This is a genomic window from Butyrivibrio sp. VCB2006, from assembly GCF_000420945.1.
GTDB lineage: Bacteria > Bacillota > Clostridia > Lachnospirales > Lachnospiraceae > Butyrivibrio.
This window is the reverse complement of the sequence record NZ_ATVX01000008.1, coordinates 11,841-30,040: the sequence shown is the minus strand read 5'-3', so window position 1 is coordinate 30,040 and position 18,200 is coordinate 11,841. Positions and strand designations below refer to the sequence as shown.

Genomic DNA, 18,200 nt, shown 5'->3' with positions numbered 1-18,200 from the left:
TGGGTGTATTGTCTAAACTGACACAAAATGCATCTTGACATATAGTATCTATGAGTGTTTAATGTAATAGAACTTAATAAAACCGCTAGGGGAGCTTTGCTGAGATTGATGCCATGTGCGTCTAACCCTTATTACCTGATTCGGATAATACTGACGTAGGGAAGCTATTATTTTACGAGGAACTTAGAATCCTCCCTGGATGCGGATAGACTTCAAGGGAGGATTTTTTATGAGCTTATTTTTAGAAAAGGTAGTAGAAGATGGATATGTAACCTACAACATTACAAAGGGGGGATATTTTCTCATTGTAGTGTTGGCAATTCTGGCATTTGCCACAATCAGCTTTTTCAAAAATGCTGACGGTAAGGGCAAGATGAGTATTAAGCAGATCACTGTTTCTGCGCTGTGTCTGGCTTTGGCGTTTGTTCTATCAAACATCAAACTTTTCAAGCTTCCAATGGGTGGATCTTTCACAGTATTTAGCATGTTCTTTGTTACATTTATTGGATATTTGTATGGCCCAAGAGTTAGTATTTCAGCTGCTTTTGCATATGGACTTCTTCAGATGATCGCTGATCCTTATATTATCAGTATTCCTCAGATGCTCTGCGATTATATTCTGGCGTTTACTGCACTTGGTCTTGCCGGATTCTTCCATAACACTAAATGGGGAATTTACAAGGGATATCTGGTTGGAGTTCTTGGAAGATACTTCTTTGCTGTTCTTTCCGGCGTGATTTTCTTTGCTGACTATGCACCTGAGAATATGTCTCCACTTGCATATTCAATGGCTTACAACGCAATCTATATTTCAGCTGAGGCTGCGCTCACCGTAGCAGCACTTCTTGTTCCACCTGTAAGAGCTGCACTTAACAGGGTTAAGGCTGAGGCTCTTGAAAAGGGAGTTGCCAAGGGAGCAAACATCGAACTTGCCAAGCAGGCGTGAGATGGTATTTGAAGAAATTATTTGAGGATTATTATAGGCTTTTAATTTAAAAAAGATTTGTTACCAATTCCGATATGGTAAAGGTAACAAATCTTTTTTATTGAATAGATAATTTTGGAATTACTGTGACAGCATCTTATGATTTATTATTCTGTAATGAAGGATGCGTATTTATTTGACTCCGCAGGATTTAGCAGTACGCTGATCTTCACTCCTTCAGCAAGATATTCTGTATTCTTCACCTTGCCAGCCTCTGTCAGCATATTGAGAATGCCGCCTTCTGAATAGGGCAGGAGCATTTCATAGAGAGTATCCTCTGCTCCAAGTTTTTTCTCAATGAGCTCGATCAGAGCATCGAGACTGTCCTGATTCTTGGCACAGATGTAGGCTCTGTCATCAATGGTGCGTGGAACATCCATTACGAGCTGATTGTTGCCACGCTGTTCATTCTGCACTAAATCTGACTTATTGAATACGTAGATAATCGGAATGTCACCGGCACCAATCTCTGCAAGAGTATCTCTGGTGACATCCATGTGAAATCTATACTCAGGATCAGAGAAGTCAATTATTTCTAGCAAAATATCTGCATACTTGGCTTCTTCCAAAGTTGATCTGAAAGCCTTAACCAGCGTATGTGGTAGTTCACTGATAAATCCAACTGTATCAGTTAAAAGAAAAGGTCTCTTTCCTGGAGCTGTAATCTTGCGGACAGAGGTATCGAGAGTGGCAAAAAGCATATCCTTTTCCAAAACCTGCTTGTCCTCTGAGGCTTCGCCGCCGTACAGACGAAGGAGATTGTTCATAATAGTGGACTTGCCGGCATTGGTATAACCAACCAAAGATACCTTGGGAGTTCCAGAGTTTACGCGCTTTCCGCGCTGAGTGTCTCTTTCTTTTTCTACAGCTTCCAGTTCTCTTCGAAGCTCAGCCATTCTGTGCTCGATGCGTCTTCTATCAAGCTCAAGCTGTTTCTCACCTGAACCCTTATTGGAAAGTCTGCCGCTTCCGCCGCCCTGACGGGAAAGGGAACTTCTCATTCCTACAAGCCTTGGCAGCATGTACTGAAGCTGAGCATATTCAACCTGAAGACGAGATTCTCTGGTCTTGGCGCGCTTTGCAAAAATCTGCAGGATAAGTCCTGTTCGGTCAATTACCTCAGTATCAAGTACCTTTTCCAGGTTTCTGATCTGCATGGGAGAGATGTCGTCGTTGAAAATCACAATGTCAGCGTCAAACATCTCAACGGCGCCTTTGATTTCTTCGACTTTACCGCTTCCAACATAGGTACTTCTGTCGGGAGTTGGAAGATTCTGAATTGTAGTGCATGCAACCTCTATGTCCAGGGCTTTTGTCAGCTCTTTTAACTCATGCATTGATCTTTCGAACTCATCGTCAGTCTTGTTGGTATTCAGACCAACCAATATCGCTCGAACCTGCTTTGTATCTGCTACTACTTGATGAATAACATTTTTCATTAATTTCTAGTCTCCTAAATTAAACATCATTCCAGATATCATTTATCTGGGAATTAGCATAGTTACGCATTCATGCCTTTATAAATCCAAATGATCATGTTGTTCACCTCCGAAAGAATCAATCTTTTCTATTACCAACCCTTTTTTATTCAAAGGCGGTATTCTTTTATGAGCTACAGCCTGTTGTATATATTCCGCCTTTCAGCGCAACACAAAAGGGTGCATCCCCGGCTGTACAATGATTGATGCAAAATTTGTGCATCAGAATATGCAACCGGATGACACACCCCTAATTTTAACCTATTAACCAATTACAGCAAATGAATTCCATTCTTGTCACATTCGCTTACCATCTCTTCAGGCCAGATAGAGCACTGAACCTCACCGATGTGAGCTTTTCTAAGGAAGAACATACATATTCTGGATTGGCCGATACCGCCGCCGATGGTGTATGGAAGTTCCTTATCCAAAATAGCCTTCTGGAATGGGAGCTGAGCTCGCTCTGTGCAACCAGCCTTCTCAAGCTGCTCTGCAAGAGACTTCTCATCAACTCTGATACCCATACTTGAAAGCTCAAGAGCGATATCAAGAATAGGATAGTAAACAATGATATCAGCATTGAGCTTCCAGTCATCATAGTCTGGAGCTCTGCCGTCGTGCTTGTCGCCGGAAGCAAGTTCGTCACCAATCTGCATGATGCATACAGCACCCTTAGCCTTGGCGATGTAGTACTCACGCTCCTTGGCTGTGTACTCAGGGAACATATCCTCAAGTTCCTGAGTTGTGATAAAGAAGATATCATCAGGAAGAATCTCTTCTATATAGTCATACTGAATTGACATAAACTTTTCAGTCTTGCGAAGGACCTTGTAAACGTCACGGACTGTAGCCTTGAGGAAGTCCATGTTACGGTCTTCCTTGCGGATTACCTTCTCCCAATCCCACTGATCTACGAAGATTGAATGGATATTATCAGGTACCTCGTCTCTTCTGATAGCATTCATATCAGTATAAAGACCTTCACCTACATTGAAACCATACTTCTTGAGTGCAAATCTCTTCCATTTAGCAAGAGAGTGAACGACCTCTGCAGGTCTCTGATTTTCATTGAGAATATCGAATGCTACAGGGCGCTCAACGCCATTAAGGTTATCGTTAAGACCGGACTCAGGTGTTACAAACAAAGGAGCTGTTACACGCTGAAGATTAAGTCTTGTAGCCAGCATACCCTGAAAAAAGTCTTTAACTGTCTTGATTCCAACCTGGGTATCGTGAAGATCCAGAGAGGACTCATAGTTCTTGGGAATCTTTAGGTTCTCCATATTAGTTCTCCAATTCAATAAATATGTGTTATCTAAATTACTACAAATTATGCTCAATAATGTTTAATCTGATAAAGTGTCTTTAACACATTAAATCAATGCATAAATTTACTTATTACATATTAAAACCATGATTTCTATATTGCAAGATATTTATATGTTAAATTCACCATCGTTTCATTGATGATATATGCATTTTTATAAATATCTCAACTAAGATAACTAATAGCTTTTAAATCATGGTAGTTATTTATCATAGCGTTATAGTAGCATGATAAAGCACAAAAATGTGTGGAAAAGAGTAAAAAACCATGACCGCAAAGCCCCTATCCATGCGACTTTGGAAGCGGTTACATAAAATTCGAATTTTCGTCACAGTTTCGTCACAAAAAACTATTTACATAAACGATTTAGTTATGTATATTACTCATCATAGTACGTAACAGAATTACGTTTTTATTCCACGGATGGATGGAGTGGTTTTCGGGATTATTACTTGTCCCAAGGAGGTTTTTTATGTTAGGAAATGTTATTAAGAAGCATATTATGTTACAGCCTGCTCAGGTTGAAGATTTTGTAAAAGAAGCAACTAAGTGCGATTTTGATGTTGATATATACTACAACAGATACGTTGTTGATGCTAAGTCAATTTTAGGAGTATTTGGTCTTGATCTTACCAAGACTCTTACAGTTGAGTATCAGGGTGTGAACCAGCAGTTTGAGCAGTTCCTTAACGGTCTTGCAGTAGCATAAGATAAAGGCGAATGGCCTCCACAGTTAATCTGTGGAGGTTTTTTTATGCCATAATACCGGCAGGGCAATGCGGATATGTCCATATTCATGATACAATAATGCCTGTAAATTCATGCGATTATTTCAAATAATCGCATTTGGGGAAAAGATAATGACGATTTCAATTTCAGTCCGTGGTCTGGTGGAGTTTATCCTAAGGAGCGGAAATATAGACAACAGAATACATCAGGCACCTACTGATGCAATGCAGGAGGGTGGCAGAATTCACCGCATGATCCAAAAGAGCATGGGGCCTGATTATCATGCAGAGGTGCCCCTGGCCTACGTTCATCACACTGATAACTACGACCTTCTTATCGAAGGAAGAGCTGACGGAATATTAGATAAGTATATAGATGACGAGAACGCCTATGATGCTCAGGAGAGCTTTATTGAAAAGCCCAAGCCTGCGCCACTTATTGATGAGATCAAAGGGACTTACAGGGACCTCAAGAAAATGAAGGAACCTGTTGATGTGCACCTGGCTCAGGCTAAATGCTACGCAGCCATGTACTGCAAGGACAGGCATTGTCCAAATATCAACGTTCGCATGAGTTATTGCAACATTGATTCTGAGGATATGAAGTATTTTGATTATTCTTTTACCTATGAGGAAATAACCAAGTGGTTCGATGACCTCGTCCAAATGTATCTCAAATGGTCTGATTTCGAATTTGAGTGGGGCAGAATACGAACCACCTCCATCAAGGCTGTTCAGTTCCCGTTCCCTTACAGAGATGGGCAAAAAGACCTGGCGGCTGCAGTTTACAGAACAATCATTCACGGAAAAAAGCTGTTTCTTGAGGCTCCTACAGGAACCGGCAAGACCATAACCACAGTATTTCCTACCGTTAAGGCAATCGGTGAGGGCAAGATCAGTAAGCTCTTTTACCTTACAGCCAAGACAATAACAAGGACTGTGGCAGAGGAGGCTTTTTCTACCCTTCGAACCGCTCAGAATCTTAGATTCAAGACGGTTACAATCACAGCAAGAGACAAGATATGCTTCCTGGACGAGGAAAAAAGAAATTGCAATCCGGAGGCCTGCCCCTATGCAAATGGACATTTTGACCGCATAAATGATGCTATCTATGACCTTCTTACAAACGAAGATTCTTTTGACAGGGAAAAGATTATTGAGTATGCCACAAAACATCAGGTTTGCCCCTTTGAGATGTCTCTTGATATGAGTCTTTGGGCTGATGGTGTGATCTGCGACTACAACTATGTTTTTGATCCCTTTGTGTACCTTAGAAGGTTCTTTGCTGAGGGTAAAAAGAAGGACTATGTATTTCTGGTGGATGAGACCCATAACCTTTTGGACAGAGGCCGCGATATGTACAGCGCTGTCATTAGAAAAGAGAGCTTCCTTGAGTTAAAGAGCTCCATCAAAGAGTTTCATCCAAGTATTGCAGGGCACCTTGATAAGTGCAATAAGGCAATGCTGGAGCTGAAAAGAGAGTGCGATGGCTGCAGCGTATTGACATCAATAGATAAGGTTATAAATCCCTTAAACAGGCTCTCCGGTATTATTTCAGAGTATCTTGAGGATCATAATGAAGGCCCTTGCAGAGATGAAATATTGGAGTTTTATTTTGAGGTGTCCAGATTTTTGACAATCTATGACCTGGTGGATGACCACTACGTGATTTATAGCGAGTTTGCAGAGGATGGAAGCTTTCTTTTGCGCCTATCCTGCGCTGATCCATCAAGAAACCTGGCTCAGTGCATGGAAAGAGGCAGATCTTCGATTCTCTTTTCTGCCACACTTCTTCCTATCCAGTATTACAAAAAGCTTTTGGGCGGAACCGAAGAAGACTACGAAATATACGCAAAGTCCATATTTGATCCGGCCAAACTTGGCGTGTATCTTGGGGTTGATGTTACAAGCAAGTATTCAGAGCGAGGCGAGACAATGTATTACAATATCGCCAGCTATATAGACAGCGTTGTAGGGGCAAGAAACGGCAATTACCTTATCTTTTTCCCATCTCATCAGTTCCTGGAGGAAGTTCTCTACATATATGAAGAGGAATTTCTTGATGAGGAGAATACCGAGCTTTTGGTGCAGCGGGATTTCATGAGTGAGGAAGCCAGAGAAGCATTTCTTGACCGCTTCTCGGTTGGTAATAATATGGACCTTTCCGAAGTTATCCACATGGACCTGGAGATTGTAGAGGACAAGAATGTACTGGGCTTTTGCGTAATGGGCGGAATCTTTAGTGAAGGGATCGACCTTAAATATGACAGCCTTATTGGCGTTATTGTTGTGGGAACCGGAATTCCGATGGTTTGCAATGAAAGGGAAATTCTAAGACAGTACTTCGAAAAGGCCGGCTATGACGGCTTTGACTATGCCTACAGATATCCCGGAATGAACAAGGTTTTGCAGGCGGCAGGCCGCGTTATAAGAACAGAAGAGGATAAGGGAGTGGTTACACTTTTGGATAATCGTTTCACGCTCAGCTCATATAAATCTCTTTTCCCAAGGGAGTGGAAGGGTTACAAAAACGTAACGACCAAAACAGTCAAAAATGAGATATCCCAGTTCTGGGCTGACAAAAACGGGTGACTTTACAGTACGAAAAGGCAAAAGCGGCAAAAATAAGGCAAATTTGATTGACATAAAACAATATCGAAAATCTTTATGTAAACCAATAAAAATCGCGAATTGTATCAATTGTTCGAACAATAATGCTCTTTTTAGGAAAAATGATAAAAAAGCTATGAAATAATGACGTGTGTGTCATGTGGATAACTCTGTGGAAATTGGGGATTAGTTAAAAATTATGAAAGCGGAAGTCAGTAAATGCGCGGTTTTCCGAATGTGGTAAAATAGACTAATTAACGAGTAAAAATAATCATGTGACCAAACAAGTCAATGACTATATGTAAACCATTATTATCTATGACAGCAATGTCATAAAAATTTAAAAAAGCTAGTATTCATGCGCGTTTCACATAGGAATGCCTAAATTATGGGAACATAAATTTCTTGATTGGAAACTGTTCGATGTTGTAAAATTGTATTTACCCAAAAAACGTTTTGGGGATCATTGTGGATAACTTTTTGTAAGTATGGAAAAGTCTTATCACCGGGGGCACAATAATGAATATTAATGAATACAGCAGCGAGATTCAGACCCTAAATAATGAGATGATGGTTGCCAGATCATCTATGTCCGACAATTATATCAGTATTTGTAATAAACTTATCAAAGCGGCCAAGGCGATTAATGACAGCAAACTATTGGGCTATGGCTATTATTATCTTGCCGATGCCTATTATCTTTTGAGTACGGATTACCGTAAGTTCAACCTCAATCTCCTTAAGGCAATAGAATATCTTCAGGAAGTAGGGGACATGGAGCATCTTGCCAGGTGCTATAACCTTCTGGGCATAGATTCCATGAACCGCGGCAACTATGAGCTGGCGGTGGATTTCTTTATGCGGGGAATCAGCTACTGCGAGAATCTGGAAAATAGTGGAATTCCCGGTTTTATGATGTTTAACATGGGGCATGTTTATTACCGCTTTGGTGATATCAAGATGGCTCTTTCAAATATCAGAACTGCCTACAAGCACATAAGGCAGAACCGCAAAGAAAGTCTTTATTATAGGAACATCCTGTTTTGCCACTGCTTTGAGGCGGACTGCTATATCAAACTTGAAAAGTATGATTCAGTCAGAAAGTGCCTTGAAGCCATGGATAAACTGGCTAACTATCAGGAGTTCAATGAGGAATATCTCATGGGGCTTCCTGTTCTTGATACCAAGATGAGGGCGTACTATTTCCTCGGGGATACCAAGAAGTTCGAGTATTACAGCGGACTTCTCAACGGAATAATCTGCGACAATAAGTTTTCTCTGGATGATATGGAGGATGTGTACAATACGGCCAGGTTCTATCTTGAGATTGGAAAAGAAAAAGAGGCTCTTAATATAGCCCACATCACAGCCACGGTTTTGGGAGAGCTTAATATAGCGCATCTTCGCCTTGACCATGCTAAGCTCTGCTGTGAAATATATGAAAAGATAGATGACAAAGCTGAGAAAATAAAGGCTCTTGAGAACTTCTATAAATACAGTCAGGAATTTGAAAAAGAGAGAATGGTCAACTACAAGTTCTTTGCAGCCATGAGGACCAAGCTTTTAAATGTTGAGATAGAGAATAATAAGCTTCAGATCCAGGCAGGGACAGATCAGCTTACCGGACTTGGCAACAGGTATAGTCTTAATCGCTATGCGGTAACAGCCTTCGAAAATGCCATTGCCAGCGGCAAATCATTGGCGGTAGAACTTTTGGATGTGGATAATTTTAAGCTCATTAATGACAAGTTTGGACACCAGGCCGGAGATCAGTGCCTTAAGTATATTGCAAAGTCCATTATCGATATGTGTAATCGCAACAAAGGAATACATGCCTTTAGATATGGCGGAGATGAATTTGTCATCGTCTATGAGAATATGAAGGACGAGCAGATTTTAGAACATGCCAGCAAACTTAGGGAGTCGGTCAAGACGGTGACAAGAGACTCTGATATGTTTGGCGGCAATGCTGTCAGCATTTCACAGGGAATCAGGAATTCGGTGCCCCAGGAAACGACCAGGCTTTGGGATTATATGTATGAGGCAGACAATGCCTTATATGAGATCAAGGACAAACAAAAGGGAGAAATAGCTTTGGCCCATAAAACCAAGATTTCCAAGGATTCTTTGTGATAGATTATGAGAAGCTGAACCTACGCCTTGACATATTTTTTTTAAACTAATATAGTTAATTGTAATTTAAATACTAAAGGTTATGAGAAAGAGGAGTACATATCTTTTTTGAGTCTAAAGAGAAGGTGGCATTTGCTGAGAGTCACCGGCCATGGAGATATGGAAGGTAGCTTTTGAACCGGGCACCCAGAACGGGATTGTATTTATCCCATAAGTGTTCCCGCGTCATCTGCGTTAAGGGATGAGTGCATTCGGATTATCCTGATGCATACTGAGGCGGATTTTTATCCGTGAACTAAGGTGGTACCGCGTATTTTACGCCCTTAGAAGTCAAAAAAGGCTTCTGAGGGCTTTTTATTTGTCCTCATGGCCAATAATCGAAAAGGAGACAGATTATGAAGAAAGAACTCGCAAAAACCTATGATCCCAAGAGTATTGAGAGTCGTCTTTACTCTAACTGGGAAGAGAAAAAGTACTTCCACGCAGAAGTTGATGAAACTAAGAAACCTTTTACTATCGTAATCCCACCGCCAAACATTACAGGTAAGCTTCACATGGGACACGCTCTTGATAACACAATGCAGGATATCCTCATTCGTTTCAAGAGAATGCAGGGCTACAATGCACTTTGGCAGCCTGGAACAGACCATGCGTCTATCGCAACTGAGGTTAAGATCATTGATACTCTAAAGGCTGAAGGCATCGACAAGAGAGACCTTGGCCGTGAGAAGTTCCTTGAGAGAGCATGGGAATGGAAAAAAGAGTATGGCGGAACTATTATTCAGCAGCTCAAGAAGATGGGCTCTTCCTGCGACTGGGACAGAGAGCGTTTTACAATGGATGAAGGATGTAACGAGGCTGTTACAGAAGTTTTCTGCAAGATGCATGAAAAAGGCTACATCTATAAGGGAAGCCGTATCGTAAACTGGTGTCCTGTTTGTAAGACATCTATCTCTGATGCTGAAGTTGAGTACGAGGAGCAGGCAGGCCACTTATGGCACATTAAGTATCCTGTAATCAACGAGGATGGCACAGTTTCTAAGACTGATTTCATCGAGTTTGCTACAACACGTCCTGAGACAATGCTTGGTGATACAGCTGTTGCTGTAAACCCTGATGATGACAGATACAAGAGCTTCAAGGGTAAGAAAGTTCTTTTACCTATAGTTAACAGAGAACTTCCTATCGTAGAAGACTCTTACGTAGATATGGAATTCGGTACAGGTGTAGTTAAGATCACTCCTGGCCACGACCCTAACGACTTTGAGGTAGGTAAGCGTCACAACCTTGAGGAGATCAACATCCTCAATGACGATGCTACAATCAATGCAAACGGTGGCAAGTTCGAGGGCATGGACCGCTATGCTGCAAGAGAAGCTATTGTAAAAGAGCTGGATGAGATGGGACTTCTTGTTGAGATTGAAGACTATTCTCACAATGTAGGTACACACGACCGTTGCCACACAACTGTTGAGCCTATGATCAAGGCACAGTGGTTTGTTAAGATGGATGAGCTCATTAAGCCAGCAGTAAAGGCTGTTAAGGAAGGCGAGATCAAGCTTATTCCACCTCGTATGGAAAAGACATACTTCAACTGGACAGATAACATCCGCGACTGGTGTATTTCCAGACAGCTCTGGTGGGGACACAGAATTCCTGCTTACTACTGCGATAAGTGCGGAGAAGTAGTTGTATCCAAAGAGGCTCCAACAGTATGTCCTAAGTGTGGTGAGACGCATTTCACACAGGATCCTGATACACTTGATACCTGGTTCTCATCAGCTCTTTGGCCATTTGAGACTCTTGGCTGGCCTCATGACACCAAGGAACTTAAGTACTTCTTCCCTACAGACGTACTTGTAACAGGTTATGACATTATCTTCTTCTGGGTAATCAGAATGATCTTCTCAAGCTATGAGAACATGGGAACATATCCATTCCACACAGTTCTTTTCCATGGTCTTGTAAGAGATTCTCAGGGACGCAAGATGAGTAAGTCTCTTGGAAATGGTATCGATCCTCTTGATATCATTGAGAACTACGGTGCAGATGCTCTCAGACTTACACTTATCACAGGTAATGCACCTGGTAACGACATGCGTTTCTATAATGAAAGAGTAGAGAACAGCCGTAACTTTGCTAACAAGGTATGGAATGCTTCAAGATTCATTATGATGAACATGGCTGAGGATGCTAAGAGCGCTATTCACCAGCCAATGCCAGCAGGTCTCGAGCCGGTTGATAAGTGGATTCTTAGTAAACTTAATAACACTGTAAAAGAAGTTACAGATAACATGGAGCACTATGAGCTGGGAATCGCAGTTCAGAAGGTTTATGACTTCATCTGGGATGAGTTCTGTGACTGGTACATTGAGATGGTTAAGCCTCGTCTCTATAATTCAGACGATGCTGCAAGCCATGAAGCAGCTCTTTGGACACTTCAGACAGTACTCCTCAATGCACTTAAGCTCCTTCATCCTTATATGCCATTCATTACAGAGGAAATCTTCTGCACAATGCAGGATGAGGAAGAGTCAATCATGATCTCCGACTGGCCTGTATACAAGGATGAGTGGAACTTTGCAGCTGATGAGAAGTCTATCGAGACAATCAAGGAAGCTGTTCGTGGTATCCGTAACGTTCGTACACAGATGAATGTTGCTCCATCAAGAAAGGCAAAAGTATTTGTTGTAAGTGATAAGGATGATGTTCTTGACATCTTCAGAACAGGTAAGCTGTTCTTTGAATCACTTGCTTATGCTTCTGAGTCTGTTTGCCAGAAGGATAAAGAGGGTATTGCAGAAGATGCTGTTTCTGTAGTTCTTGCAGATGCAACAGTTTATATTCCTTTCTCTGATCTTGTAGATCTTTCTGCAGAGATTGAGCGTCTCACCAAGGAGCAGAAGAGACTTGAAGGCGAGCTTAAGAGATCTCAGAATATGCTCAGCAATGAGAAGTTCCTTTCTAAGGCTCCTGCAGAGAAGATTGCAGAAGAAAAAGAGAAACAGCAGAAGTACCAGCAGACTTACGACCAAATTACAGAGAGACTTGCACAGCTTACAAAATAAGGGGCTCGTGATGCACAGATAAACCTCTGATGATTTGCAATGCGGATGATTCGTATATTCACATCCAAACCTCCGATGATGCTTTGCATCAAATCGGTTTGGCTGCAAATATACTTATCATCATGCATTTGCAAATCTAATCGGTTTATTTGTGCAATCACTTCGCCTTTTTTAGCATACACTTATACGACTTTTTTACAGGAAATATATGGATAATGAAAAAAATAGCTTAGAAATGCTAAATGGGGAAATAGCTGAGTTTATTAGCCGTGCAGATGCCGGAAATGAAATTCAGCTTTTTGAATGCGATGATTTCCTCAACAGTATTCCTAGCTTTACAGATAAACATACAATTGAAGATACAAAGAAATTCCTGGAGTTCCTTGGTAATCCTGAAGAGAACATGAAGATAATTCATGTAGCGGGAACAAACGGAAAAGGCTCGGTTTGTAGCTATGTTTCATCAGTATTGATGAAGGCGGGGTATTCTGTGGGAATGTTCACATCGCCTCATCTTGTGAAGATCACTGAGAGATTTCAGGTGGATGGTAAGCCGATATCGGATGGACTTTTCACAGAGATTTTTGTGGAAATGTTAAGGCGAGTTGCCGAGTACAATGCCGATTTGGAAGCTCCTTATTTTCCAACATACTTCGAGTTTCTTTTCTTCATGGCGATGCTTCTATATGACGTGTATCCTGTGGATTATCTGGTACTGGAGACAGGACTTGGTGGAAGGCTTGATTCGACTAATGCTGTGGCAAAGCCTCTTGTTTCTGTAATTACAGAGATTGGCTACGATCACATGCAGTACCTGGGTGAAACCATAGAAGAGATAGCCGGTGAGAAAGCCGGAATTATCAAACCGGGAGTACCCATTGTCTTTTTTGATAAGAGAGCAGAGAGTACGGAAGTAATCAAGAAAAGAGCGCTGGAACTGGATACCAGAGCCATTATGGTTGAAAGCAAAAATATTCAGGATACAAGGCGCGAAACGGACGAAGCAGGGAACAAATACGTTGCTTTTTCGCTAAATAGCTTATATGATAAATATGTTGACTTAAGGCTTTCTACAGAGGCTCTTTATCAGGCGGAAAATGCGAGTGTGGCTGTGGCAACCCTTGAAATTCTAAGGGATAACGGCGCCGAGATTTCTGAACTTGATATCAGAGAAGGGCTTATGGCCACTAAGTGGGAAGGCCGAATGGAAGAGGTTCGCCCCGGAGTATATGTGGACGGAGCTCATAATATTGACGGAATAACAGCTTTTCTTGACTGCATTGAGCATATGGAATGTTCAGGCAGAAAGCTTATGCTTTTTGGCATAGTAAGTGACAAGCAGTACAAAGAGATTGTACAGGAGATACTTAAGAGAGACCAGTTCGAGGGAATCTACGTTGCTGTACTTGAGACCAGCAGATCTTTATCTGTATCTGATCTTAAGGGAGCTTTTGAGAATGCCAAGGATGAACTTGGAATCTTTGGAGTACCGGTCAAGTATTACAGCAATGTCAGAGATGCCGTGACTGATATCATAACCAGCAGGAAGTCCGGAGATATGGTATTTGCCGCAGGTTCGCTGTATCTTGCAGGTCAGATAAAAGGAATGCTCTAATCCTCGTTATAGCTGTTATAATAATTTATGGATATTACATCTGAGGGAATGAAAATATATGATTAACTTTGAAGAAGAATTAAAGAAGTTCAGACCTAGTCTTGAGATTGAGGATGCAGAAGACATCATATACAATCAGGATCTTGACGATATGTCGGATGTTTTGGTTAAGCTTTTAAAAGAAGCTAAGGGTGATTTTGATAATCAGAAGAGGACTAAATAACAATGAAGTGCAATCGTTGTGGGGCTGAACTTGATAAGAGTGATGTTTGTCCTGGTTGCGGAACAAACGTCAGAATATACAAGAAAATAGTGAGCCTTTCCAACAAGTTTTACAATGAAGGTTTGGAAAAGGCAGCAGTAAGAGATATGACAGGAGCTGTAAACGCTCTTAGACAGGCTCTTAAGTTGGACAAGAATAATATAGATGCAAGAAATCTTCTTGGTCTTGTGTATTATGAGACAGGCGAGGTTGTTGCGGCTCTTTCCGAATGGGTTATCAGTAAGAACCTGCGTCCTGAGGAAAATCTTGCAGATAAGTATATGGACTATGTGAGAAATAGCCCATCTCAGCTTGATACTATCAATCAGACAATCAAGAAATTTAATATAGCGCTCAATTACTGCAAACAGGATGGCCTGGATCTTGCAGTTATTCAGCTTAAGAAGGTGCTTTCTTTAAATCCCGGATTTATTAAAGCGCATCTTTTGCTTGCCCTTTTATACCTTAAGGGCGGTAATTATGACAGAGCCAAGATTGAGTGTCAGAAGGCACTTAAGCTGGACACCGGAAATGTAATGGCTAAGCGCTATCTCAAGGAAGCTGATAGTATGCTTCTTCCCGGTGAGAGTGGCAAGCTTGTTTCAGATATTGCCACATCCGACAGCGAGGATGTTATCAGATATAACAGTGGCAACGAGATGATCATTCAGCCGGTTAAAAAATCTGCTATAACCAGGACCGGTTCTATTTGGGGAATCGTACTTGGTGCAGTTTTGGGACTGGCGGCAGCATGTTTCCTTATTTTGCCACAGCGTATTCAGAGCATAAATAATAATAACCAGAGTAAGATTACACAGATCAGTGAAGAATCCGATGCCAAGTCTGCCAAGATCAATGAGTATGAGCAGCAGGTCAAAAACTTGGAGACTCAGATTAATGATCTTCAGTCCAAGGTTACGGATTATGAGGGAGTTGATAGCACATCAGCAGCTATGAACAGCCTTATGAGTGCAACTAATATCTATATGACAGATTCTTCCAATATTGAAGCTATGGCACAGGCTCTTGCCGGTGTTGACCTTAATGTGATCAGCGACGATGTATCTCCTGAGTTTACAGCTCTTTACGATACACTTATGTCACTGGTTGGAACTGATCTTGCATTGTCATATTACAATGCTGCTAACGATGCATACAAAGCTGAGGATTATGAGTCTGCAATAGCTAATTATTCCAAAGCTTATCAGTATGATAATACTAATGTTAATACTCTTTATTATCTGGGCAACTCTTATTATGAGAGTGGTGACCTTGAAAATGCCAAGACTATTTATGATCTTGTTATCACCAATTTCCCCGATACCCAGAGTGCAGCTGGAGCTCAGACCAAGCTTGCAGAGATTAATAATTCAGGAAACTGATATGCAGTAGCTTCTTCTGGCTTTGATATATATAGGACAGAAAGTTTATAATGGTTAATTTTTCAGATTTGATTTTTATATTCAGGTTTTTACCTGTATTTATAGTGGCCTTTTTCCTTACTCCTATAGAATTCAGGACAATGACACTTTTGGTGGGCAGCCTTGTGTTCTATGGGGTGGGTGATCTTAAGATGTTCCCGGTTTTATTGGGGGCAGTAATAATAAACTACATTTTCAGCAGAGCTTTAAAGGGCGGCGGAAGCAAGGTCCTTCTTAGCTTTGCTATTGTTCTTGATGTCATTATGCTGGTCGAGTTTAAGCTTCTTGGCCAGTTCGTGGATAGCTCATTCCTGCCTATTGGCGTGAGCTTTTTTACCTTCAAGATGATTTCCTTCCAGATTGACAATTACAGAGGAAAAGTTGATGAGAAAGCGGGATTCATGGATATTGCCGCTTATTTTGTCATGTTTCCACAGATTGTTTCAGGACCTATCATGAGGTTCGAAGATTATGTCAAGAATCCTTTCATGAAGCTCTGGAGCAAGGAAGAAGCAGAGGTTGAAGGAATTGTTGATGCAGACAAAGCACCGGATTTTGAACCGTTAAAAGACATAGAGAAAAATGATAGTGATACAGCTGAAATGGAAGTCATAGATCTTGACAAGGAAGATGCAGCCGAAGAAACGGAAGTAGAAAAGCCCAGCAAGCTTGCCGCTATTGAGGATGGCCTTAGATTTTTTGTTCTTGGCCTTGCTCTCAAGGTGCTTCTTGCAGACCACCTTGCTATGCTGTGGAAGGATATAGGAACCATCGGCTATGAGAGTATTTCAACACCTCTTGCATGGCTTGGTGCTTACACTTATTCCATGGAGCTGTATTTTGATTTCTGGGGATATTCTCTCATGGCTGCCGGAATCGGCGTTATGATAGGCTTTCCTTTTATCGTTAACTTTGACCAGCCCTATGAATCAAGGAATGTGTCTGAGTTTTACAGAAAATGGCATGCTACATTAGGTGCATGGTTTAGGGATTATATCTACTTCCCTATGGGCGGAAGCAGAAAAGGAAATCTCCGCACAGTACTGAATCTCCTTACTGTATGGCTTATTACAGGCTTTTGGCATGGAGTAACCCTTAATTTTATTTTGTGGGGGATGCTTATTTTCGTTATAATTTTATGTGAGCGTTTTGTGTTGACCAAACTCCCTAAATTCATCGGAGACTTTTTTGGCAGAATAAATGTGCTTGTACTTATTCCTCTTACCTGGGTAGTGTTTGCGATTCCGAATTTCGACATGCTCTGCACATATTTTAAGAGGTTATTCCCATTCTTTGGTGCTGGTATTTCTGTTAATCAGGCAGATTTTACCAAGAACATTGGTATTTACGGCATTGTCTTGGGTACAGGACTTATCCTGATGATACCGTTTGTATACAGATTTTTTGAAAAGCACAGGAAAAATCCGGTATTTACAGTGGCGCTTTTAGTGCTGTTCTGGGCCTGTGTATACAGCATATCTAATGCAGCAGGAAATCCCTTCATGTACATGAAGTTTTAATTATTTGAAAGAGTGATTTAATGAAACTGTTAAAAACTTGCCCACTTCTTATTGGAATTGTGGCAATTAGTTTAATATTGACGGCTACCTCTTTTGCCTTGGAAGACAGCACCTATGCTTCTTACAAAGAGGATTACGATCCCGCCAAGCTCCCTCACTTTATCCTGGTGATGAAGGGGCTTACTGATGGTATTTACCCCTGGGATGAAAAATCCGGAGGCGGCACAGAAACCGGCTTTGATGATTATCTCGTGGAAGATGAAAAACTGGAAACCGAGGACGGCGATACGACCGGAAACGAGCCGGAGAACGAGGATGCATCAGGCTCATTTGATTCCGGTGAGGCTGTGAATAATCAGGAAGAACTTTTGATTGTTTCCGGAAATAGCGCAGAAGACTCCGTTTCTGATAATGACGCGGATAGAACCTATGAGTTTGAGCCTGTGGATGAGGACTATTTTATGGACGCTCTTTTCATAGGAGATTCCAGAACCGTAGGCCTTTCAGAGTACTGCGAGCCCCTGGATACCAGAGCTACTTTCTATGCCAAGGTTTCTCTTACGATCTACAAGGTGCTTCAGAAGCAGATTGTTAAGACTGATACTGATATGATTACGATAGAACAGGCACTTTCCGAGAATCAGTTTGGCAAGATCTACATTATGCTTGGTCTTAATGAGATTGGAACCGGTACAGCCGAGTCTTTTGCTGAGGAATATGGAAATGTGGTTAACAGAATCAGAGAGCTTCAGCCTGATGCCATTATATATATTCAGGGAATAATGCACGTTACAGAGCATAAGAGCAGTAATGATAAGTACTTTAACAATGACAATATCAACAGGCGCAATGAGGAGCTTTCCAAGCTTGCGGACAACAAGACTGTCTTTTACATGGACATGAACGAGGCCGTAGATGACGAGAATGGTAACCTGTTAAAAGAACTTTCCGGGGATGATGTTCATCTTAAGGCGTTTGCTTATGAAAGATGGTATCAGTTCCTGCTTGACCACGGAATTGTTAAAGATTAATCCTAGTAAATAACCTGAGGGT

12 protein-coding genes, 1 riboswitch and 1 other annotated feature are annotated in these 18,200 nt (G+C 41.4%); of the genes, 10 read left to right on the top strand and 2 right to left on the bottom strand.

What is annotated here, in order from left to right; all coding sequences use genetic code 11:
* The first annotated feature begins 77 nt into the window (after positions 1-77).
* Positions 78-179: riboswitch (TPP riboswitch) on the top strand.
* 50 nt (positions 180-229) lie between these two features.
* Entirely contained in the window at positions 230-946 is a 717-nt protein-coding gene (locus tag G613_RS0109240; protein ID WP_029232391.1) for an energy-coupled thiamine transporter ThiT, read from the top strand.
* 146 nt (positions 947-1,092) lie between these two features.
* On the opposite strand, the gene hflX is transcribed toward G613_RS0109240, so the two are convergent.
* Both hflX and asnA read right to left on the bottom strand, forming a co-directional pair.
* Positions 1,093-2,424, bottom strand: coding sequence for a GTPase HflX (gene hflX / locus G613_RS0109235; RefSeq protein WP_029232390.1), 1,332 nt, complete (start codon positions 2,422-2,424; stop codon positions 1,093-1,095).
* A gap of 311 nt (positions 2,425-2,735) precedes the next feature.
* Complete coding sequence (gene asnA / locus G613_RS0109230) at positions 2,736-3,746, bottom strand: aspartate--ammonia ligase (RefSeq protein ID WP_029232389.1); 1,011 nt, start codon at positions 3,744-3,746, stop codon at positions 2,736-2,738.
* A 516-nt stretch (positions 3,747-4,262) separates the two neighbouring features.
* Between asnA and G613_RS0109225 the strand changes: the two genes are divergently transcribed.
* The 9 genes from G613_RS0109225 to G613_RS17990 all read left to right on the top strand — a co-directional run bounded on the left by G613_RS0109225 (position 4,263) and on the right by G613_RS17990 (position 18,178).
* Positions 4,263-4,499, top strand: coding sequence for an HPr family phosphocarrier protein (locus G613_RS0109225; protein WP_029674761.1), 237 nt, complete (start codon positions 4,263-4,265; stop codon positions 4,497-4,499).
* A 151-nt stretch (positions 4,500-4,650) separates the two neighbouring features.
* Positions 4,651-7,110, top strand: coding sequence for an ATP-dependent DNA helicase (locus tag G613_RS0109220; RefSeq protein WP_029674760.1), 2,460 nt, complete (start codon positions 4,651-4,653; stop codon positions 7,108-7,110).
* 537 nt (positions 7,111-7,647) lie between these two features.
* Positions 7,648-9,261 carry a tetratricopeptide repeat-containing diguanylate cyclase gene (locus tag G613_RS0109215; RefSeq protein ID WP_029232386.1) on the top strand — a complete coding sequence of 538 codons (1,614 nt, stop codon included), beginning with the start codon at positions 7,648-7,650 and terminating at the stop codon, positions 9,259-9,261.
* A 73-nt stretch (positions 9,262-9,334) separates the two neighbouring features.
* Positions 9,335-9,589: a binding site (T-box leader), on the top strand.
* Between the two features lie 67 nt (positions 9,590-9,656).
* Complete coding sequence (locus G613_RS0109210) at positions 9,657-12,329, top strand: valine--tRNA ligase (protein WP_029232385.1); 2,673 nt, start codon at positions 9,657-9,659, stop codon at positions 12,327-12,329.
* A 208-nt stretch (positions 12,330-12,537) separates the two neighbouring features.
* Positions 12,538-13,944, top strand: a complete 1,407-nt coding sequence (locus G613_RS0109205; protein WP_029232384.1) for a bifunctional folylpolyglutamate synthase/dihydrofolate synthase — start codon at positions 12,538-12,540, stop codon at positions 13,942-13,944.
* A gap of 58 nt (positions 13,945-14,002) precedes the next feature.
* Entirely contained in the window at positions 14,003-14,167 is a 165-nt protein-coding gene (locus G613_RS19670) for a hypothetical protein (RefSeq protein WP_013281541.1), read from the top strand.
* 2 nt (positions 14,168-14,169) lie between these two features.
* The gene (locus G613_RS0109195) at positions 14,170-15,588 is read left to right on the top strand and encodes a tetratricopeptide repeat protein (RefSeq protein WP_029232383.1); all 1,419 of its coding nucleotides are present in this window, start codon (positions 14,170-14,172) and stop codon (positions 15,586-15,588) included.
* A gap of 50 nt (positions 15,589-15,638) precedes the next feature.
* Complete coding sequence (locus G613_RS0109190; RefSeq protein ID WP_029232382.1) at positions 15,639-17,147, top strand: MBOAT family O-acyltransferase; 1,509 nt, start codon at positions 15,639-15,641, stop codon at positions 17,145-17,147.
* A 20-nt stretch (positions 17,148-17,167) separates the two neighbouring features.
* Entirely contained in the window at positions 17,168-18,178 is a 1,011-nt protein-coding gene (locus G613_RS17990; RefSeq protein WP_029232381.1) for a GDSL-type esterase/lipase family protein, read from the top strand.
* The last annotated feature ends 22 nt before the right edge of the window (positions 18,179-18,200 follow it).

Excerpts from the sequence above, each read along its gene's own strand:
- hflX (WP_029232390.1), bottom strand. The coding sequence starts at position 2,424 with ATGAAAAATGTTATTCATCAAGTAGTAGCAGATACAAAGCAGGTTCGA.
- G613_RS0109195 (WP_029232383.1), top strand. The coding sequence starts at position 14,170 with ATGAAGTGCAATCGTTGTGGGGCTGAACTTGATAAGAGTGATGTTTGT.
- G613_RS0109225 (WP_029674761.1), top strand. The coding sequence starts at position 4,263 with ATGTTAGGAAATGTTATTAAGAAGCATATTATGTTACAGCCTGCTCAG.
- G613_RS0109220 (WP_029674760.1), top strand. The coding sequence starts at position 4,651 with ATGACGATTTCAATTTCAGTCCGTGGTCTGGTGGAGTTTATCCTAAGG.
- G613_RS0109205 (WP_029232384.1), top strand. The coding sequence starts at position 12,538 with ATGGATAATGAAAAAAATAGCTTAGAAATGCTAAATGGGGAAATAGCT.
- G613_RS0109210 (WP_029232385.1), top strand. The coding sequence starts at position 9,657 with ATGAAGAAAGAACTCGCAAAAACCTATGATCCCAAGAGTATTGAGAGT.
- G613_RS19670 (WP_013281541.1), top strand. The coding sequence starts at position 14,003 with ATGATTAACTTTGAAGAAGAATTAAAGAAGTTCAGACCTAGTCTTGAG.
- asnA (WP_029232389.1), bottom strand. The coding sequence starts at position 3,746 with ATGGAGAACCTAAAGATTCCCAAGAACTATGAGTCCTCTCTGGATCTT.
- G613_RS0109240 (WP_029232391.1), top strand. The coding sequence starts at position 230 with ATGAGCTTATTTTTAGAAAAGGTAGTAGAAGATGGATATGTAACCTAC.
- G613_RS0109215 (WP_029232386.1), top strand. The coding sequence starts at position 7,648 with ATGAATATTAATGAATACAGCAGCGAGATTCAGACCCTAAATAATGAG.
- G613_RS17990 (WP_029232381.1), top strand. The coding sequence starts at position 17,168 with ATGAAACTGTTAAAAACTTGCCCACTTCTTATTGGAATTGTGGCAATT.
- G613_RS0109190 (WP_029232382.1), top strand. The coding sequence starts at position 15,639 with ATGGTTAATTTTTCAGATTTGATTTTTATATTCAGGTTTTTACCTGTA.